General features: G+C 51.3%; 19 protein-coding genes. 5 read left to right on the top strand and 14 right to left on the bottom strand.

Translation table 11 applies throughout. From position 1 onward, the window contains the following. Nucleotides 1-301: 301 nt before the first annotated feature. On the bottom strand, nucleotides 302-817 hold the full coding sequence (gene ompX / locus R9X49_RS04640; protein ID WP_180777033.1) for an outer membrane protein OmpX: 516 nt from the start codon (nucleotides 815-817) through the stop codon (nucleotides 302-304). A 376-nt stretch (nucleotides 818-1,193) separates the two neighbouring features. Between ompX and rhtA the strand changes: the two genes are divergently transcribed. Continuing rightward, on the top strand, nucleotides 1,194-2,081 hold the full coding sequence (rhtA, locus tag R9X49_RS04635) for a threonine/homoserine exporter RhtA (RefSeq protein WP_319847376.1): 888 nt from the start codon (nucleotides 1,194-1,196) through the stop codon (nucleotides 2,079-2,081). Here rhtA and R9X49_RS04630 read toward each other — a convergent pair. Then, nucleotides 2,069-2,620 carry an adenylate kinase gene (locus R9X49_RS04630; RefSeq protein WP_319847375.1) on the bottom strand — a complete coding sequence of 184 codons (552 nt, stop codon included), beginning with the start codon at nucleotides 2,618-2,620 and terminating at the stop codon, nucleotides 2,069-2,071. The two genes, rhtA and R9X49_RS04630, sit on opposite strands and share 13 nt — an antisense overlap. A 346-nt stretch (nucleotides 2,621-2,966) precedes the next feature. Here R9X49_RS04630 and dps point away from each other — a divergent pair, with 346 nt between their 5' ends. The 4 genes from dps to glnQ all read left to right on the top strand — a co-directional run bounded on the left by dps (nucleotide 2,967) and on the right by glnQ (nucleotide 6,036). After that, a complete protein-coding gene (gene dps, locus R9X49_RS04625; RefSeq protein ID WP_015839848.1) occupies nucleotides 2,967-3,470 on the top strand; it encodes a DNA starvation/stationary phase protection protein Dps in 504 nt (167 codons plus the stop codon). A gap of 414 nt (nucleotides 3,471-3,884) precedes the next feature. Then, nucleotides 3,885-4,631 (top strand): glutamine ABC transporter substrate-binding protein GlnH, encoded by a 747-nt coding sequence (gene glnH, locus R9X49_RS04620; protein ID WP_039480175.1) that lies wholly within the window; start codon nucleotides 3,885-3,887, stop codon nucleotides 4,629-4,631. A gap of 26 nt (nucleotides 4,632-4,657) precedes the next feature. After that, nucleotides 4,658-5,317, top strand: a complete 660-nt coding sequence (glnP, locus tag R9X49_RS04615) for a glutamine ABC transporter permease GlnP (protein WP_015839847.1) — start codon at nucleotides 4,658-4,660, stop codon at nucleotides 5,315-5,317. After that, nucleotides 5,314-6,036 (top strand): glutamine ABC transporter ATP-binding protein GlnQ, encoded by a 723-nt coding sequence (gene glnQ, locus R9X49_RS04610; protein WP_039351001.1) that lies wholly within the window; start codon nucleotides 5,314-5,316, stop codon nucleotides 6,034-6,036. The genes glnP and glnQ overlap by 4 nt, the downstream gene beginning before the upstream one ends. A 51-nt stretch (nucleotides 6,037-6,087) precedes the next feature. Here the strand turns inward: glnQ and R9X49_RS04605 are convergent, their stop codons facing one another. The 12 genes from R9X49_RS04605 to R9X49_RS04550 all read right to left on the bottom strand — a co-directional run bounded on the left by R9X49_RS04605 (nucleotide 6,088) and on the right by R9X49_RS04550 (nucleotide 18,728). Beyond that, nucleotides 6,088-7,956, bottom strand: a complete 1,869-nt coding sequence (locus tag R9X49_RS04605; protein ID WP_319847374.1) for a M3 family metallopeptidase — start codon at nucleotides 7,954-7,956, stop codon at nucleotides 6,088-6,090. 86 nt (nucleotides 7,957-8,042) lie between these two features. After that, the gene (gene ybiB, locus R9X49_RS04600; protein WP_319847373.1) at nucleotides 8,043-9,011 is read right to left on the bottom strand and encodes a DNA-binding protein YbiB; all 969 of its coding nucleotides are present in this window, start codon (nucleotides 9,009-9,011) and stop codon (nucleotides 8,043-8,045) included. A 299-nt stretch (nucleotides 9,012-9,310) separates the two neighbouring features. Beyond that, nucleotides 9,311-9,466: a hypothetical protein gene (locus R9X49_RS04595; RefSeq protein ID WP_319847372.1), complete on the bottom strand. Its 156-nt coding sequence runs from the start codon at nucleotides 9,464-9,466 to the stop codon at nucleotides 9,311-9,313. Nucleotides 9,467-9,490: 24 nt separating this feature from the next. Next, nucleotides 9,491-11,308, bottom strand: a complete 1,818-nt coding sequence (locus R9X49_RS04590) for a hypothetical protein (RefSeq protein WP_319847371.1) — start codon at nucleotides 11,306-11,308, stop codon at nucleotides 9,491-9,493. A gap of 2 nt (nucleotides 11,309-11,310) precedes the next feature. After that, nucleotides 11,311-11,892 carry a phage tail protein I gene (locus R9X49_RS04585; protein WP_319847370.1) on the bottom strand — a complete coding sequence of 194 codons (582 nt, stop codon included), beginning with the start codon at nucleotides 11,890-11,892 and terminating at the stop codon, nucleotides 11,311-11,313. Then, nucleotides 11,885-12,988 (bottom strand): baseplate J/gp47 family protein, encoded by a 1,104-nt coding sequence (locus R9X49_RS04580; protein ID WP_319847369.1) that lies wholly within the window; start codon nucleotides 12,986-12,988, stop codon nucleotides 11,885-11,887. Before R9X49_RS04580 ends, R9X49_RS04585 begins: the two co-directional genes overlap by 8 nt. Further along, entirely contained in the window at nucleotides 12,979-13,326 is a 348-nt protein-coding gene (locus R9X49_RS04575; protein WP_015839839.1) for a GPW/gp25 family protein, read from the bottom strand. Before R9X49_RS04575 ends, R9X49_RS04580 begins: the two co-directional genes overlap by 10 nt. 58 nt (nucleotides 13,327-13,384) lie before the next feature. Further along, on the bottom strand, nucleotides 13,385-13,966 hold the full coding sequence (locus R9X49_RS04570) for a phage baseplate assembly protein V (RefSeq protein ID WP_319847368.1): 582 nt from the start codon (nucleotides 13,964-13,966) through the stop codon (nucleotides 13,385-13,387). Continuing rightward, on the bottom strand, nucleotides 13,963-15,123 hold the full coding sequence (locus tag R9X49_RS04565; protein WP_319847367.1) for a phage late control D family protein: 1,161 nt from the start codon (nucleotides 15,121-15,123) through the stop codon (nucleotides 13,963-13,965). Before R9X49_RS04565 ends, R9X49_RS04570 begins: the two co-directional genes overlap by 4 nt. Then, on the bottom strand, nucleotides 15,111-15,323 hold the full coding sequence (locus tag R9X49_RS04560; RefSeq protein ID WP_180741347.1) for a tail protein X: 213 nt from the start codon (nucleotides 15,321-15,323) through the stop codon (nucleotides 15,111-15,113). Before R9X49_RS04560 ends, R9X49_RS04565 begins: the two co-directional genes overlap by 13 nt. Further along, nucleotides 15,313-16,242 (bottom strand): phage tail protein, encoded by a 930-nt coding sequence (locus R9X49_RS04555; RefSeq protein WP_319847366.1) that lies wholly within the window; start codon nucleotides 16,240-16,242, stop codon nucleotides 15,313-15,315. Before R9X49_RS04555 ends, R9X49_RS04560 begins: the two co-directional genes overlap by 11 nt. After that, on the bottom strand, nucleotides 16,242-18,728 hold the full coding sequence (locus R9X49_RS04550; protein ID WP_319848582.1) for a phage tail tape measure protein: 2,487 nt from the start codon (nucleotides 18,726-18,728) through the stop codon (nucleotides 16,242-16,244). Before R9X49_RS04550 ends, R9X49_RS04555 begins: the two co-directional genes overlap by 1 nt. Nucleotides 18,729-18,827 lie beyond the last annotated feature (99 nt).

Below are 18,827 nucleotides of genomic sequence, written 5' to 3'. Positions count from 1 at the left end.
GTCAATATCTTCACATAAAGAATCTTAACGTCAAGATAAAATCTTATGACAGACCGACACGGCAGCTTTTGCTCAATGGCGACAAAGATGACCGGATATCGACCGACTGGAAAGTGACTGACTAAATGACGGGCGAAACTCGTTGCAGCTTTGACAAACAGACATAAAAAATGCCGCTTGCGATGGCCCGCAGGGTGTCGGGCAGGAAGCTCGCCATAAAAAAATCCGCCCTGAAAAGAGCGGATTCTTCCGACACATCTAACAACCAACGCTGAGGGTAAACAACCCCTACAGGGTTAGATTAGAAACGGTAACCTACGCCAACAGCCCAGGCGCCAACGTCAACACTGCGGATACGGCTTTGTTCGTAGCCCACATCCAGAGCAACGTCCTGGATTGGGTTGAACTGAACACCAGCACCGTAGGTGAAGCCGTAATCGTCATTGCTGCTGTTGTTCAGACCGTTGGTCGCGTTATTGGTGACTTTACCGTGGCTGAAACCAACAACACCGTACAGGCTTGCCCAGTCATTCAGACGGTAAGCTGGACCAGCAGTGAAGCCCATGTACTGGCCTTTGCTGTAGTCACTGCCATCGCTACCATTTTTTTCCAGGTAAGTGAAAGAGCTAATAACGCCCAGTGGGTTATTATCTTGCTCATAACGATATTTCAGGTTAAAACCTTTAACTTTATTTTGTACGCCCTGAGCATCACCTTGAGCATAACCTGCAGTTACAGTACTTTGACCAGCAAATGCAGAACCTGCGCCAACGGCTAATACACAAGCCAGAGCGGAAAGACACGCGATTTTTTTCATATTTACAGCCTCAAATTTATTTTATGAAAGACTAGCTAACACCGTAAATATAACAAAGAAGTTCGAGACTTGCCGCCCTATAAATATTTATCAATTAGCCTTTAGATGTAACAAATATTGTCAAAATCAACCTATCACACTAATTATATTAGCTTTTTTATTGTGACAGTTAGATTAAAAATAAATTCACCGCAAGGCCCTAAAACAGACAATTCTTAATTTCCCGCTCAGTTTGTATGCTAATTGAATTGAGCAAAAATAAAGCAATTAAATGATGCGTAAATAAAGGTCAATAAAAGTCAATTCATACCAGACAAATTGTTTACAATTGGATATAATAGCAACGGAATGTTATACCTGTTTTAAGGCCAAAAGCATGACCTTATTTTCCCACCGCTCGTCATCATTTGTACCCGTATTCCTCATCATTATCTCAATGCTTTCTATCCAAAGCGGCGCGGCTCTGGCCAAGAGTCTGTTTCCACTCATTGGTGCGACTGGCGTAACGGCGTTGCGTCTGGGTATTGGTACGATCATTCTGTGCATCATCTTCAAGCCGTGGCGTATGCGCTTTAGCAGTAACCGCCTGCCATTGCTGGTTTATGGCATCACGTTAGGCGGGATGAACTTTCTATTTTACCTCTCATTGCAGACGGTACCGCTCGGCATTGCTGTCGCACTGGAATTCACCGGCCCGCTTGCCGTTGCGATGCTAGCCTCACGCAGACCTATTGATTTTTTATGGGTTTTTCTTGCCGTTGCTGGGCTATGGTTCTTATTACCGCTGGGTCACAATATCGGCAATGTTGATTTGACGGGGGCAACTTGCGCCGTGGGTGCCGGTGCCTGCTGGGCGCTCTATATCCTGTTTGGGCAAAAAGCAGGCGCAAATCATGGGCCGGGAACCGTCGCAATCGGTTCCTGCATTGCCGCGCTGATTTTCTGCCCTATCGGTGCATATTACGCCGAGAGCACGCTGTTTTCGTTATCAATACTTCCGCTCGGTATTGCCGTCGCCATCCTGTCCACCGCACTTCCTTATTCTCTGGAAATGGTGGCATTGACTCGCCTGCCCGCCAGAACGTTCAGCACCCTGATGAGCATGGAACCCGCGATTGCCGCCCTATCCGGGATCCTCTTCCTCGGTGAGCATCTATCGTTCATACAGTGGATGGCGCTTATCTTTATTATCATCGCGTCAATCGGCGCAACGCTGACGATAAAACCGGCGGGTGCAGCCAAAGTAACGACTCAAGCAGAATGAGTGTGTATTTCCTTTGGGAAGTGTTGCAGAAAAATTTCACATTCCCGAGGAGAACGCAAAGTAATAAAACGGATATGGCGATAGCACGGGTCGGCTAAATCCGCCAAATACCGTTTCCGGTTTCTTGAATAGGTTTTTATTGTCCAGAGGATAATTGAATCCCGACTAAGGAAACTGCGGAGAAAAGACTCTTTATTACCCGTGCCGCTCCAGAGTTCCTCTTTACGCCATGCCCGAAGAGAGGCACGCCGTACCGCCTGCAAAAGCGTACGGCTAAAGCTGTAATCAACCCAAATCACGACATCAACATTGCGCCATTTGATATCACGCGTTCGATTATAGTTGCCATCCAGCACCCAGCTGTCAGGCTCCAACGCGCTTTCAAGACAGTGAAAAAAATCGACATCTGTCCGTTCTTGCCAGTCCTTCAGCCAAAACAACGCATCCATTTCAACGTACGGAATAGCCAGTTTTTCAGACAAGCGGCGAGCGAGCGTAGATTTACCACTTCCACTGGTGCCAATAATATTCACTCTCATTCTGCACGACTCTCTTTACCCGCACACATCTGTTTTAAGGGGAAAACAACGCTGCCGTCCTATTTTAATGAGGATAGCTGACGAATAATAACTATTTTCACCTAAGTGATGATGATATTTATCAATATATGAGATGATGTTTCAGAGGCAATTAAAATATTGCACTTACATTACGGCTTACCGCATTATTGATATCAGATAAATCCTGACTACAAATACCCACAACATCGTTATGCTAGAGCTATTCATTTGATAGGTAATTCTTTTCAATATTAATTTTTATCACTGCTATAATTAATCACATTGAACAGTAAGACTATGAATAATTAAAGAGAGGATAACTATTATGTCTACCGCCAAACTCGTGAAATCAGCACCGTCCGCACTGCTTTACACTCGCAATGATTTGGATGATAGCGTTAAAACCTCGACGATCGCACTGTTAAACCAACTTGTTGTTGATTTCATCGACCTGTCGTTGATTACCAAACAGGCGCACTGGAACATGCGCGGTGCAAACTTTATCGCCGTTCATGAAATGCTGGATGGCTTCCGCACCTCGATTATTGACCATCAGGACACCATCGCCGAGCGCGTGGTGCAGATAGGCGGTGTGGCGCTGGGTACCGTGCAAATTGTGGGTAAACAAACCTCACTCAAAAGCTATCCAACCAACATCCATAGCGTTCAGGATCACCTGAAGGCGCTGGCAGAACGTTATGCGATTGTCGCCAACAACGTACGCAAGGCAATTGGTAAAACGGAAGATGAGGCCTCTGCGGACATCCTGACCGCCGCATCACGCGATCTGGATCAGTTCCTGTGGTTCATTGAATCAAACATTGAATAATCGGCATTATCGTCCGATGAACGCTTTCAAGGCTGCTTAGGCAGCCTTTTTACTGCTATCTTCCCCACTCAAGCGGTCCCCTTTTCTGGTACAACCCGCACAAACCACGCATTTTATCCGTTAAGACGCTCAAAAAATTAGCTTTTGCCTGCATTAATTGGCCATAACACCAATCAACGGTTGTTTCCCTCGTATAAATCAGTTAATCATAGCAGCGCCTTGCCTGAGCGAATCGGAGGTGAAAATTTCACCGCTGGCAGGGCAATAAATAAAAGCAACAGGTTAAGCACAACACAGGGTAACTGACTCAGGCTTCACTTTTGTACGATGTACTATGCTTAAAACACCTGTAAAACAAAGCGTAAAACGCCTGTAAAACAAAAAGCTCCCACAACTGCTAATAGGAAGGATTTAATGAAATCACTACTTAAGGCCTCTTTGGCTGCACTGACGCTAATGATGAGCGTATCCAGCTATGCTGCTGAGAAAGAACTGATTGTCGCTACAGACACCGCTTTCGTCCCTTTTGAGTTCAAACAAGGCGACAAGTACGTCGGTTTTGACATCGATCTCTGGGATGCTATCGCTAAGCAGCTCAACCTGAAGTACACCCTGAAGCCAATGGACTTCGGCGGCATTATTCCTGCACTACAAACGCGTAACATCGATCTGGCGCTTGCAGGTATTACCATTACTGAAGAGCGCAAAAAAGCAATCGATTTCTCTGACGGCTATTACAACAGCGGCCTGCTGGTGATGGTCAAAGCAGACAACAACGATATCAAAGGCGAGCAGGATTTAGCGGGTAAAGTGGTTGCGGTGAAGAGCGGCACAGGTTCCGTTGATTACGCGAAAGCCAATATCAAAACCAAAGATCTGCGCCAGTTCCCGAACATCGACAACGCCTATATGGAACTGGGCACCAACCGTGCTGACGCCGTGCTGCACGACACACCAAATATCCTCTACTTCATCAAAACTGCAGGCAATGGCCAGTTTAAAGCGGTAGGTGACTCTATTAAAGCCCAGCAATACGGCATCGCGTTCCCGAAAGGCAGCAATGAGCTGCGTGAAAAAGTGAATGGCGCCCTGAAAACACTGCGTGAAAACGGCACTTATGCTGAGATCTACAAGAAGTGGTTTGGCGTAGAACCTAAGTAATTGCCGATTTAATCTGGAGATATTCCATGCAGTTTGACTGGAGTGCCATTTGGCCTTCTCTGCCCCTCCTGATGGAAGGGGCAAAAATGACGTTGTTGATTTCTGTTCTGGGTCTGCTTGGCGGCCTGGTGATTGGCGTGGTCGCGGGTTTTGCCCGCGCCTACGGCGGCTGGTTTTCCAGCCGCATCTCGCTCGTTTTTATTGAAATTATTCGCGGTACCCCGATTGTTGTGCAGGTGATGTTTATTTACTTCGCCCTGCCGATGATCTTCACGTCCGTGCGGATTGATCCTTTTGCCGCCGCCGTGGTGACCATTATGATTAACTCCGGTGCTTACATCGCGGAAATCACCCGTGGTTCGGTATTGTCAATTCATAACGGCTTCCGTGAAGCGGGCCTGGCGCTTGGGCTGTCTCGCCGCGCGACGCTGCGCCATGTGATTGCCCCACTTGCCCTGCGCCGCATGCTGCCGCCGCTGGGTAATCAGTGGATTATCAGCATCAAAGATACGTCGCTGTTTATTGTGATCGGCGTAGCTGAACTGACTCGTTCAGGGCAGGAAATCATCGCGGGCAACTTCCGTGCGCTGGAAATCTGGACTGCGGTTGCCATTATTTACCTGTGCATCACGCTAATCCTCAGCTTTATTCTGCGTCGTCTGGAAAGAAGACTTAAGATTATATGATTGAATTTAAAAACGTATCCAAACACTTTGGCAAGACACAGGTCTTACACAATATCGATCTCACCATCGGCCAGGGTGAAGTGGTGGTCATCATCGGGCCTTCAGGCTCGGGTAAATCCACCCTGCTGCGCTGCATCAATAAGCTGGAAGAAATTACCAGCGGCGAATTGATTGTTGACGGCCTGAAAGTGAACGACCCGCGCGTTGACGAGCGTTTGATCCGTCAGGAAGCCGGGATGGTATTCCAGCAGTTTTATCTGTTCCCGCATCTCACCGCGTTGGAAAACGTCGCGTTCGGCCCTATTCGGGTACGCGGCGCGAACAAAGCCGATGCCGAGAAGCTGGCGCTGGAACTACTGGCGAAAGTGGGCCTGTCAGAACGCGCTCATCACTACCCTTCCGAGCTTTCCGGTGGTCAACAGCAGCGTGTAGCCATCGCCCGCGCGTTAGCCGTTAAACCGAAGCTGATGTTGTTTGATGAGCCAACGTCAGCCCTCGACCCGGAACTGCGTCACGAAGTGCTGACCGTCATGAAAGATCTGGCCGAAGAAGGCATGACGATGGTCATCGTCACCCACGAGGTGGGCTTTGCCCATAAAGTGGCTTCACGTCTGATTTTTATTGATAAAGGCCGCATCGCAGAAGATGGCGACCCGGAAACGCTGATTACGAATCCACCCAGCGACCGTCTGCGTGAATTCCTGCAACACGTATCCTGATCAACAAGGGGGCTTTCGCCCCCTTTTTCTTACTCGCTATGTTAGCGAACATTATGCCTCTGAGTGTGGATAGGCCTGCTCAATAAACGCCGCAAAATCCTGACACATCTTCTCATCACCCTGCGCATTATCCGCCAGCACGCGGCTACCATCGACCACGCGAATACGAGCTGACAGATCGAAATCCGCTGCAGGCTGAGGGCGCGTAGCCGACTGCGCCATCGTGCCCTGCGCCTGTTGCCAGGCTTCATCGACCGTCAGATTACAAGCCTGTGCCAGATAGGCGGGGTTGAAACCCTCACCGGTCAGGCTACGCAGCGTATCGTCATGGCTGACGCTATTACCCGGCAGCCAATAGTGCTGCGCTAAATCAGGCCCGATAGCGGGGTTATCCGTCAGATAGCCGTCGCGTTGCAGGAAATAGCTGCGCGTCTGCTCCACCGCCATCAACGCCAGCAGATACCCCTGATAAGAGCACGCCGATTCCATTGACAGCAGATGAGGGATCGCCAGCGTCGGGCGCGGGCTACCGCTAATACCCAAAATGCGCTGCTCGGTATCGCGCGCCAGTTTTGTCATTGCTTCCGGCGTACGCGCCTCGTCGTCCCATGAATAGAGTTGCCACTCAAAGTACGGCACCAGCAGGATGTGTCGCTCATTGAAAGCGCGCATTGGCTGCTGCGTGCTGATATCCGCACGGATCAATTCATCAGGAATCGTCTCTCCCTGCGCATTCTTTGCATAGCGTTTTAACCAGTCAGCGTCACCCAGCAGGCTGTCGCAAAACATGGACTGCGTTTCGGCATAGGCCATCGACGTTGGCGGAAACTCCTGTGAAAAACAGGGCGCATTCTGCTTAATATTGGCAAAATGCGCGGCGTGTCCACCTTCATGGAACAGCGTATTAATACCACTGGCACCACTGCCGATCTGATCCGGTTTTGCCAGACTGGTGAAATTAATCCGCGCCGGAACCCATTTTCCTTCCTGCACAAACGGCGGCACCGGGCCGTGCATAAAACCGTTCTCGTATTTACCTTTGCGTACCAGCAAATCGAGCTGCATTTCTGCACCGTTAAACCCAATGCGCAATCGCTTAAAGCTGTTAATCCAGCGCTCCAGCGACGCTGAGAAAGGGAAATAAGGATCGAGCTGACGCGTTACATCACCCGCGCTGGCATAGCGAATATTCCACGGTTGCAGCGCATCGTCGCCCTTTTCATTCGCCAGGTTTTTCAGGCTACGCGCATTCGCTTCACGGGTCTGTTCTTCGAAAGGATCGAGGATGGCAAAAAGCTGCTCCGGCGTCATCCGCTCCGTTTTATTGACCTTGTAGTCAAAATAGTTGCGGTAACCCATCTGGCGAGCGAAGCGGTTGCGCAGTGAAATCAGCTCGGGGAAACCGTTCTGCAACAGCCACTGTTCAAGGGAGCGCAGCGCCTGCTGGGAGCTCTGACGATAGGCTTCGGTATCATTGGTCGCCTGGTTGGTCAGCAGTTCCCCAAGTGAGGCGGAAACACGTTCACCCTTAGCATCCAGATGCGTCATTTCATAGGATTTACGCTTGGCGTATAGCGCACTTTCGGCGGCAATGATCTCATCCATCAGCGCCTGAGCCTGTGGATCTTCAATCACATTACAGTCGAAAAACCGATACCAGCCTTGCAAGCCGTGTAATAGCGCCTGCTGTTGCTCATTACGCGGGCTGTTTTCCAGTGTCGCAAGATGGGCTCTTAGCTCAGCCAGACGCTGCGGCTGTGAAATAAAGCGCTTATACGCACTCTCTGCGGCGGAGAAACGCTCGGACACCTCATCGTTGCCCGTTCCCATATACAGTTGCCAAAACAGCTCTTCTTTCGCCTGATGGACCGCAAGATAGTCGCGATTCAAGGCATTAAAATAGTCCGCTACCTGTTGCATGCTATTCCTTCTCTCTTCAAATGACAGCCGCCTGACAGCATGGTGTGGCGTGATAAACCGCGTCCACATCCGCTCCGGCGAACCCGTCAGCCAAGGCGCTTCTTAATCGTAGCGACCGCCTGTTCCATTGTCGCCGCTTCGCCGGCAGCAACCAGACAGCACGCCAGTTGCAGACGAATCGCCTGCGGTATCGCAATTTCACCCGTCAGGCACTGTACCGTCCAGCGCGAGGTGGTAGCGGCATCCTTCGCAATCGGCAACGCATCGGGTGCGACGCTGATATCCTGCCGAAGTTGCAGTACCTTGGTATTCTGCTGATGGATAAAATGAATTTCCGGGCAGCGTTGCGGGTTGGCGTAAACCTCCCCTTCCGTGCCGTGCATCAGAAGCGCACGCCCATTGATATCATTAAAAAACGTCCCCACGCGGGAAACATATTCAGGATGGGAAACGCTGGCAACACGCAGCGCGTCGCTTTCACCAAAGGGCGTTGCCACCTTGGCGAGCGTGTGGCTGCTATTACGCACCCCCATACGCCAGCGCAGCTGTAGCTGGCGATCGATGGCCGGGCACAGCGTCGAAACTGGGATAAACACCGGACTACCGTTATCAAGTTCGCGCTGAGCCTGCTCGGCATTGCCCGCAATCGTGACGCCGAGGTTACGCAAAATCTCCGCGCTGGTGACACGAGTCGGATCGTCGCTGACGCCATGTACCACGACCGGAAAACCCAGTTTTGCCAACAGCAGCGCCAACAGCGGCGTCAGATTAGCCTGCTTACGTGCCCCGTTATAGCTGGGAAGCACGATGGGCATAGGAAAACCCGCAGGCGGCGTCAGGCGCAACACATGCTCGTTCATCGCCTGATAAAAGCCCAGCATCTCAGCTTCAGATTCGCCTTTGATGCGAAACGCAATCAGCAGCCCACCGAGTTCCAGATCCGGTACGTCACCGCGCAGCATCGCGCTATACAGTTCATAAGCCGTGGCCTGATCGACATCACGCGCATGATTTTTCCCGCGCCCAACTTCTTTGATAATTTTGGTGTAATCCATGCTGGCCTCTCATTTGCGGCGACACAGTAAAGAACTTATCAATGAAAATAACATGTTTACCGGGTTTCTGGTCACTCTGGCGCAGAGGAAATTGCTATCGCGCCGCTTTTTGGCTGGTAATAGGAATACAACGAACAAACACCACGTGCAGACAAAGCAAGTGGATTATGCATGACCATAAGATATAGAAGGAAAAAGCCCACCATCTTGCTGTAGGTGGGCCCCACGTCCGCTAATTTATAATGACAAGTTTATGGGCACGATTTTTTATAACCACCGTGTATTATATCAGTTTTGCGTTATTGACCGATTTTGACGATCGACCCATTAGCTTGTTTCACCATGATATCAAACTTACCAGAACTATGTTTTTGAGCGTCAATTTCGTCTTCTGTCGCTAGACGAGCTCCTTCTGTTCCATTACCAATTAAATTCAGTTGTCTTTCTGACCCCACATTGGATATCCATCTACGACACATCTAGTAAAAAATGCGGAAAATGAAACGCCAATTAGACATATTCAGTTGTTGATTGCCTATTGTGCTGGTTTTAAATGACGCGACAAGATGATGCATCATGTTCAACTGAATAGTGCTAGTATTCAATGCAGGCAATAACGAGTAAGGATGTCCGACGCTGTTTTGTATAAAAAGCGTCATAGGGTTAATAGCAAAATCGCCTACACGGTATTCACCTTCAGCAACAATACATTTAACCAAAACATCACAACGACAGTGCAAAGGATTGATATTGGCCAACCCATGGGTCACCACAAGTGGCGTGCTTGCTACTGGTGGGTATTCACCTGAAATCCATATTCTCGTACCAGATGAATTTGCAGGCATAGCGCCTACATCATCCGCCGTTAACATGATATCTGCTGTTAATGTTTTACCGTTCACCTTGCGCACGGACGGTACACGACTATTAGCGTTAGCATTGGCACTCGCTGCTTCCGTTGCGGCATTATTAGCAGTTGTAATTGCAGCAGTGACATGGGTATCTGTCTCTGCTTTGGTATATGCCCCTACATCAGTTGCTGTCGGTACGCGAGACGAGCTTAGTGCAATCACCCAAGGCGCATAAACACCATCATCCCATTTCTGCCGCCAGGCATAGTCTCCACTATGGTTGATATATTCTTGCCCGACAAAATTATCGCGCCGAGAGACATGTAGTACACCGTATCCATACAGTTTCTGACCTTTATACGTCGGCATATCAGAAACAGTATTGGGATCGGTTATCATCACAACATAGTCACCCGATTTATCACAGTTGGCGAATGTCATACCGTTACCCAGCGTTCCACGTAATGACACGTTACTGTAAAACGCTATTTTGTCGGAAATATCCGCACCGTTTTTGGCTTTTTCCAAAGCACCAGCAGCAAGATTTACCGTTTCTCCTAAACCGAGATTTTCGGCAGTCAGCGCAATATTAGCGGTGCCATCAAACAGCACGCCGTTGATTGTCCGGGGTGTTGCAAGTTTTACCGCCGCCTGAGCGACTGCTTTCTCAGGTAACGCACCTACATCAGCCGCGGTAGGTTTGTTTTTCGTATTGTAATCACGTCGCCAACCAGGAGAATAATCAACACCGTTGTAGACATAAGTGAATTGAGCATTCGCTGAATCATTAAGCCCAGCTGGCGTTGTTGAAGGCGTAGTTACCCTGATTGTCGTGGCATCGTTTTGCCCCATAACCTCAACAACGGAGCCAGCCAGTGGTATCTGACCACACCCTGTATCAGAGATAATTTTATTGTGGGAATATGACCACGATCCACGACACACCCAATAGGCATGAACAAAGGCACCCTGACTTTCTAACCAGCCAATAAACTCAGCTGTTGTCCATAAACCGGCACTTCCTCCAATAGGGATCGAGGAACTATATGCACGCGATGAACCAAGATTGCGGTTAAACAGTTCTCTATCCAGAATATCCGCCCCGTTTTGGTCTTTCGCCAATTTCGTTGCACTAACAGATTTCACAAACGCCGTCGTCGCCACCTGCTGACTATTGCTGTCAGTTGCCGGCGTTGGCGCCTTCGGCGTGCCAGTGAAAGTGGGACTCGCCTTCGGCGCATATTGCGTATGCGGATCGGCGGCGGCGGCGTGTGTCGCCAGATCGCTGCCCGTTTTTTCCTGCTCTTTTTTCAAATAGCTGGTACGACTGGCCAGTTCTTTAGCCTGCCGGTTTGAAACGCCGTCCGGTCCACCCACGACCGGATCTGACGTTTCGATTTGGTAAATGCCGTCAACCCATTGTGGGTTCTCTGACAAATTCGCCATGTTCAAGCGCTCCCATGATTGTAGTTACTGTCGTAAGTTGCCGTCCGGTTGTAGCGGATAGGCACGGCCCAATATTCGATGCTGGCCAGATGACATCGCGCTGGGGCAAGCATCCCAATGGCATTGCGCAGCATGCTGGCCTGATCGTTGGTAATCGGTTGTTTTAGCAGCACGCGATAAACTGCCCACGCGGCTTTGTCGCCGTGCACATACAGGTCGTTGTAGGTGGTTTCACCGTCATAGCTCAGGCGGCCAATGTTCTCGATCAACGTGCTGTCACCGAAGCCAAAGCGGCGGATACTCTCTTTAATGCTCCAGGGTGTTCCTTTATTGCGATGCAGATCGATAGAGGCTTTGATCAGCGCACGTTTGGAATCATCCGATTCCGCCAGTTCCCAGCCGTCGCCAAACAACGAGAACTGCTCTGCCAGCCAGGGCAACACACTGCCGTCAGTGATATCAATCAGATAAACCAGCAAAGCATTCAGATCGATGTCATCCAAGCGGTCGGCCAGCTCCGCCAGCGAACGAAAGCTGGCGTCAGCCGCCAGCGGCGGTGGTAGCAGTTGTAGTGAATCAGCCATTCGACACCCCGACGACGCTGACATTGATGCCTGTACAGTTCGCCCATTCACTGTCATCAAGCACCATCAATGACGGCGAAACGAGCTCCACCTGATACACGCCGGGGATGGATAACGTGGCGATAATCTGGCTTGGGACAATGTCACGCCCCAGCGTGGCTGCACGAGTCTCAACCCAAGCCTGCACCGCTTTCTCTGCCGCAGCCTGAACGACACCAGCCTGTTCGCCGTTAAACAGCGTCAATTTGGCGTTAATGGCATAATCCACCTGCGTGGGGGATTTGGCAGAGACAAAATCCGTCAGTGGGCGCACCTGTTCGTCGGAGCAAAAACTTTCCACCAGCGAGAGCATGCTGCTGTCCGGCAGGCCAGTGCTGAGTAACGGATACAGCACCACCTCACCCGGTTCGGGCGACATCACCGCCACATCGACAATGTTTTGGTGTGCCCGCATCGCATGGAAGCGATACGCCAGTTTCGATCCCGCCGTACTGAACGATTCCGGTGCCAGTTGAACACGTTCACGCAGGCGATCGTCATCTTCCTCGGCGGAACCGCCGCTGCTTTTGGTGATATTGACAACGCTTAAATCGCTGTCGCCAATCTCATCCAGCAGCGTACTGATCTGGGCAGGCAGCCAGTCATTGCCCACATCGCCACTTTCGGTACAGGTCGCCAACACGGTGACGCCGCTACCGTTCACTCTCAGCAGTGCGTCGCTGTCGGTAGTGAAGATCACGCTATCCGATGCGCTAACGCGCGTGCCCGCAGGAATCAGCAGATCGCTGACTAACGGTGTTTCGGGGGTAAAGCGAAGCTCTGCACGCGCTGGCTGTGCCGCTAAACGGGAGACGCCGACCAGTTCTGCCAGATAATCCAGCATCGGTGCACGAGCAAACGCGACCAGGTTCTGCTTGGCGGCTTCCTGGACCGCGCTACGCAATAAAGTTTCCCGGTAAGCAAAGAGGTTGATCAGCAGGCGTTCGGCCTGCGCCGGATAGAGTGTTTTCCCCGAATCAGCTTCATATTTCGCGATCATTTCGGCGGTAATCTTCGCCGCATCGCGTTCAATAAAATTGGGTTCTGTCAGCGCCATAACAACTCCGTGGTCTGTGTCGCGCCGTTAGCGGTTTTCCAGCTAACGTGCAGCGTCAGGTGAGCCCCATTCACAGAAGGTTTAACCGCCAATAGCTGGCAGCGAGGTTCCCATCGTTTGATCGCGTCTACCGATTCCCTGACGACATGCGGGATCGCACGATCGATCGGATAATCGAGATACAGATGTAGATTGCTACCAAAGTCAGGCCGATGTGGGTCGCTGCCGCAGGGTGTCCGCAGGATGATGTGAATCGCCTGCATGATATCTGCCGTTCCTTCGACGATCTCGCCAGAACGTTGCAGCGCCGGTTGCCAAAAAACAGATTGAGTTTTCATAGGGGGCTATTGTCGCCCCCGGTGAAAGGAAGGAATATTAAAGCGGTTTAGGAAAACGCTAGTGCGAGTGGTGGTTGGAGTTGCCGCCGGCGTCCATGACGCTGCCGCTGGCGCTGACGTTGCCGGAGATGCTGACATCACCGCTGAGGCTGGCACCGCCGGAACCGGACATCCCGCTCTCGTAGGTGAGTTGCCCTTGTACCAGAAGCTTGCCAGTCACCGTCGTTTCTGGCGCATTGATAGTGACGCGCTGCGCGTTAACTACCACGTCAGTCCCGCTACTAATCGCAATATGCTGCACGCCGCCGTTGATCGTTAACGTATGCGTTCGGCGATCGTATTCAATATGCGCACCGTCAGCGAACGTTACCGCCCTTTTGTCCTTATCTGCCAACGTTGGTACATCAACAACGGAGTAAATCGCCCCCAGCACCAAACCATCTTCGCCGTTGTCATCCAGCAGCACTTCAACCTGTTCGCCAATATCCGGCAACCAGTAATCCTTATTGTTCTGCGTATTGCGCTGTAATACCGGCAGCCAGGCCGTTCGCAGATTGTCACACTCAGGTAAACGGACGCGCACCATCACGCGAACCTCATCCAGCGCACTGATCGTGCCAATTCGACGAGATAAACTCATAACCCCACATCCTTTTTACTCTTAACCGTTTGTGTTGTCTGGCTGCCATCCGGGTGGTAAGTCACCAGCGTTTTTCCACTGTCCGATTTTCTCTTGCCCGCTGTAATCGGCCCGCGAATCAACCCAATCTCCGTGGTGTAACCACTACCCCGTTCCAGAACATGGCGAGCCGATTCGATCAACCACTGACCAGAAAGTTGGCCGAACGACACCAGCTCCACTTTATTCCCCGCCGCCAATTGTGGACTGCCCATCAGCGTCATCGATCCCGTTTGTTGCTTTTCGTTATGCGCATCCAACACAGCATCCGTTTTCATCCGCACACCAGAGGCATCCGCCGCGCGGGCGTTAACTTTCAACGTATCTGCACTGGTCTCGGCGCCAGCAGACTTCATTTCGCTTTTCACGCCTCCGTCAGCTTCATAAACCATCAGTTTCTTTTCACTCCCTTTCTGATATTTCGTCTTGGCGTTTTTATAGACGTGGCTGATGGTGTCGCGCAGTGAAAAACGCGCGACATCCGTTGGCTTGATTTGTCGAACAGGTGCCTGGCTGCGCAGTGTTGCCAGATGAGAAAAAATCAGCTGGTCGCTAACCACTTTCACGACATAGCCATATTCGCTGGCAAGCCGCTTTAGAAAAGCGACATCGGTTTCCGCATATTGCGTAACACGATCGATCTTGATGATTTGAATCTTGCCTACCAGCATCAACTGATGCTTTTTCGCGATGCGTGTCGCAATGGCGGCTAGCGTCGTATCTTCAAAACCGCGATTTGACTTGGTTCGCAATGCACGGTTGACCGATGTCGCGACGCCACGAATCATCACTTCGCTGGGCGGTGCGCTAACCTCAATCTCATCAATCGAGAACGTGCCGCAGTTAAACAGCGTTTCACCGCGATAGCCCAGCTTGAGTGATAACGTATCGCCTGTACCGGGATACCACTTATCCATCCAGCGGCCGTCGGTATCGTCGAGCCTGACCTCGATCGCATCCGATTCATTCTTGATGCTATCGGTATACGTCACGCTGGTGACATACGGCGCGATATCATTGGTGATGTCTTTCTGCTGATACCACAGAGTGAACGCCGGTTGCAGCACGTCCGACACGGCGGGCGAGAGCAAGGTTAGTTCTTCCGTTAACGCAGCCATGGTGGGGTGTCCTCCGCATTACTGGCTTCTGCCTGTTCAATAATCGGAATCAGCACCACCAGGCCTGATGGCAACAGTGGCACAATCGGAATATGCGGGTTCGCGGCAATGATCCGCGGATAGCCGAGCGGATCGCCGTAATACCGATAGGACAAGGTATCCCAGCGTTCGCCCTGTGTAGTGATATGTTCAAGGTGCATATGCTTCAACCCTCTTCACAATTTCCGCCGTCAGTTTGCTCAGCGCAGGTTCCGCGCCTTTAAACGTGTCGCTAGCTGCATCAACATGTTTACTGATGGCTTCCACCCTCTCGATGACGTTTTTACTGTCGACGCCCTGCAACAAGTCGGCAACTTGCCTGACCTGTTTCAGCACATCATTCGCCGCTTTATTCACCGCCGTAATTTCAGGCATCATCTTTTCTGCCTGAACGGCGGCATCAGAAATGGCTTCTGCCGTTTTTTTAAACGCGGGCTCCACCTCACTTAACGGCGTCAATACATTCCCGACTTGCGTTAACAGCCCGGGAACTTGCAACAGCGCCGTTTCGGGATTTTTCTTCATCCGTTTTACAATCTGCACCGTGGTTTTCGCCGCTTTAAAGGCAGACTGCGCCTTCTTGGCATACGTAACGGCCGTACGTAACGAGGTCGCAAAGTCGTTCACTTTCTCGACCGCCTTGGTGATTGCGCTGACGTTAGGAACAGGCGTCTGTATCGCTGGCGGCTTGAGGGGATTCTTCGGATCGCCAATGTATTCGCGTAGCGTCAGTTCAGCATTCATAGCCAATACGTTGCCCTTCGCGTCGGTATGTTGGCTGGTCGAGGTCAGTGCCGTAATCACAAACCAGCCGCGATAGTCCCCATTACCGAAGACCAACGCCATCGCCTGATGCGCTCGCATCGCCTCATTCAACCGCTTCAGTTCCACATCCGGCGTGCAATATTGCTGGTGAAACACCAGGCTAATGCGAATCTCGTCCAGCTTCGCGCCGATGAATTGCAGACCGGGTTTACCCTCAATACGGCCATGCTCGGCATAATCTGCCCCGAATGACGAATTAAAGCCGTCCCAGTAGGCGGTCACTTTAAATTCAATATCTCCTAATACCGCAAACATCAGGCGTACCCCCTGCGCTCACGCTGAGCGAGCAGCTTGTTCAACATATTTTCCAGTTCATTCATACTAAGCGTCAGCGTCTTCGTCATTTCAGGCGTTGGCGCGGCCTTCTGGCCGTTGAGATAAATGGTGGGTGAGAAAGCGACCTGAACACGTTCGGAAGGGGCTGCGCTGACTAACTTACCTTTCGCTCCACCGACAGATGATGTCATTGCAACCCGCTGTTGCGGCGTTGCTACGAGCCCCACGTCCTTTTCAGCCTTAGGTGATTCAACATGCTGCGTCGGCTGTAGCGACAATGCAGATACTTGAGTGGGTTGCAGAACGGATGGAGTCATAACACTGGCAGCCACAGATTGACCGCTGGCTTCTACAGACACTTTTTTCGAGCCGATACCCAGAAAGTCTTTAACACTATCGGGAATAAACTCATCGATCGTTTTCAGGACATTTTTTAGTTCGGGGAAATAACTGACCAGCCCCTTAACCAAGGAGTCAATAATCACGCCACCGAGCTCACTGAGGCTGCTGGGAAGCTGAATACCCAGTTCGCTAACGGTATCAGCAAAGATGGAATACAGCACACCGTAGGGTGACCAATCGAGCAGTAAGGCTGTAATACCCACTACGCCACCAGATACCGCATTATTGAGTGCTTCCAGACCCGCATCGAAAGCATTGCCAATTTTTGAACCGAGATCTTTGAAAAATGCAGCGATTGGATCAAAGTAGTAGTAAATCAATGCAACTACTCCTACAATCGCGGTAATTATCCAACCAATTGGTGTTGTCAGCAGCAAGCGCCCCAGCACCAATATTGCTCGGCCTGCCATCATCAAGCCACTACTTAACATACCGCCAAGCATGCGCCCTAATGTTCCGGCTCCGCCAACCAACCAGTTCAGCGCCGCTCCCACACCTTGCAATACGCCCGTCGTTCTTAATCCCGCATTGAACAATTGCCAGCCGCGCTGAACTTGCAAAATACCGCCCCAAACGCTCTGCAAAGGCGATAACAACGTGGTAATCCCCAGTTTCGCCCCGCTCAATGCCATTCTGAACGCGAAGAAACCAGCAACGGCCATCACGATCCCGCGAACCAGTTCAGGGTTCGCCGCCGTCCAGGTCACCAATTGATCCAAAATGGGGATTAGCGCATCACTCAGAGAAACCAATACTGGCACCAGCGCTTCACCCACATTGAGTGCAATATTCAGCAACGACGTTGTCATTCGATTCCAGCGCGCGGTCAATGTGTCATTCTGTCGGGCGAAGTCGAGACCCAGCGTTTGCGTAGCGGCCGGGCTATTCATCACCTGCTGGTTAGCTTGATAGCTCTGCCAGTTCTGTTTCATCGACATCGCATGATTTACCGCTTCTGGCGTACGGAACACCTCCTGCAGCCCGTAGCTCTGCATTAAACTTTGCTGTGCGTCGACGTTGCCCGCTTTACTTGCCTTATCCCACAGTTGCTGGAATTGGCTACCTTTGCTGTCGATGAATTGGTTACTAATCTGAACCGCAGCGTCGTACTGTGAATAGCCGCCTTTCATATAGCTTTTTAGTGACGCGTTATAATCTACGCCCGCGTTGTAGTAACTGTCGGCAATGTCGGTTCGTCCCACGGCATTCATAAAGCTCTCCAGCCGGGCAGCCGTGTTCGCTTCCGTATCCGCGCCTTTTGTCGCGCTCAGACTGGAAACCAACTGACTCAGCGCCTGATTGCCCGTCGCTCCCATTGCCGTAAATCCTGGAGCCAGCGCAGTCGCATATTGCGTCATCGACGCCATGGAGAACCCCTGTTTAGTGCCCGCCAGCATACGGGAGAAGGATTCCTCCAGCGCCTTAGCACCTTTCAGGTTAAACACGTCATCTAATGTGGCCGACAGTGCAGTAAGATCGGACAACGCCGCGCCAGAGGCCGTTGACGTTTCCCCTAAAACTGCCGCAACATCCGTTGCCTGATCCGGTGACATGCCGTAAGCAAGCAGTTGCCCGGCACTACCGAGCAATGCATCTGGCTTTTGGTTCACCTGTTGAGAAGATTGACGCAGGCGCTGCCCCATCAACTTTTCTTGCTCACTCGATATCCCATGAGCAACGCTAATGCCACGCAACTGCGTCTCAAACGACGCATAGCGTGTGACCGACGCCACAATCGGCTTCATGACAGAATCAAACTGCGCACGCTTAGTCTGAAAATCCTCGGCGAGTTCACCACGACGGCTACGTAGCGTTTCCTGACGTGACTGGATACTCTCCAGCCGTTCCTGATTGGTTACCAATTTACTTAGTGACTGGCTCAGTCGGGACGTCACTTGTGTGCTACGCAAACTGACATTGCCAAAACGCTCCAGCGACTGATTAAACAGACGTTGCCACTCCTCAGCTTGTTTGAGTTTATCGCTAAGTGGCTGCAGCGATTTTTTTGTGTCATCCAGCGTGGCGCCAAACGCCCTGCCCAGCATGACACCGTTTAAAAGCATATCCACGGTTCACTCTCATTCAGAAAAGCCCCTTGCGGGGCGGATCGGAGACGGCGGCTTGCGCCGCTCCAGTGTGGTTTCCCCATCACAAACCGGGGA

It is taken from the genome of Pectobacterium carotovorum (assembly GCF_033898505.1).
Classification (GTDB): Bacteria; Pseudomonadota; Gammaproteobacteria; order Enterobacterales; family Enterobacteriaceae; genus Pectobacterium; species Pectobacterium carotovorum_J.
The sequence above is the reverse complement of the archived record's forward strand: the minus strand, read 5'-3'. Positions and strand labels throughout refer to the sequence as shown.

Coding starts and splice junctions, on each gene's coding strand:
- ompX (WP_180777033.1), bottom strand. CDS start 817: ATGAAAAAAATCGCGTGTCTTTCCGCTCTGGCTTGTGTATTAGCCGTT.
- rhtA (WP_319847376.1), top strand. CDS start 1,194: ATGACCTTATTTTCCCACCGCTCGTCATCATTTGTACCCGTATTCCTC.
- R9X49_RS04630 (WP_319847375.1), bottom strand. CDS start 2,620: ATGAGAGTGAATATTATTGGCACCAGTGGAAGTGGTAAATCTACGCTC.
- dps (WP_015839848.1), top strand. CDS start 2,967: ATGTCTACCGCCAAACTCGTGAAATCAGCACCGTCCGCACTGCTTTAC.
- glnH (WP_039480175.1), top strand. CDS start 3,885: ATGAAATCACTACTTAAGGCCTCTTTGGCTGCACTGACGCTAATGATG.
- glnP (WP_015839847.1), top strand. CDS start 4,658: ATGCAGTTTGACTGGAGTGCCATTTGGCCTTCTCTGCCCCTCCTGATG.
- glnQ (WP_039351001.1), top strand. CDS start 5,314: ATGATTGAATTTAAAAACGTATCCAAACACTTTGGCAAGACACAGGTC.
- R9X49_RS04605 (WP_319847374.1), bottom strand. CDS start 7,956: ATGCAACAGGTAGCGGACTATTTTAATGCCTTGAATCGCGACTATCTT.
- ybiB (WP_319847373.1), bottom strand. CDS start 9,011: ATGGATTACACCAAAATTATCAAAGAAGTTGGGCGCGGGAAAAATCAT.
- R9X49_RS04590 (WP_319847371.1), bottom strand. CDS start 11,308: ATGGCGAATTTGTCAGAGAACCCACAATGGGTTGACGGCATTTACCAA.
- R9X49_RS04585 (WP_319847370.1), bottom strand. CDS start 11,892: ATGGCTGATTCACTACAACTGCTACCACCGCCGCTGGCGGCTGACGCC.
- R9X49_RS04580 (WP_319847369.1), bottom strand. CDS start 12,988: ATGGCGCTGACAGAACCCAATTTTATTGAACGCGATGCGGCGAAGATT.
- R9X49_RS04575 (WP_015839839.1), bottom strand. CDS start 13,326: ATGAAAACTCAATCTGTTTTTTGGCAACCGGCGCTGCAACGTTCTGGC.
- R9X49_RS04570 (WP_319847368.1), bottom strand. CDS start 13,966: ATGAGTTTATCTCGTCGAATTGGCACGATCAGTGCGCTGGATGAGGTT.
- R9X49_RS04565 (WP_319847367.1), bottom strand. CDS start 15,123: ATGGCTGCGTTAACGGAAGAACTAACCTTGCTCTCGCCCGCCGTGTCG.
- R9X49_RS04560 (WP_180741347.1), bottom strand. CDS start 15,323: ATGCACCTTGAACATATCACTACACAGGGCGAACGCTGGGATACCTTG.
- R9X49_RS04555 (WP_319847366.1), bottom strand. CDS start 16,242: ATGTTTGCGGTATTAGGAGATATTGAATTTAAAGTGACCGCCTACTGG.
- R9X49_RS04550 (WP_319848582.1), bottom strand. CDS start 18,728: ATGCTTTTAAACGGTGTCATGCTGGGCAGGGCGTTTGGCGCCACGCTG.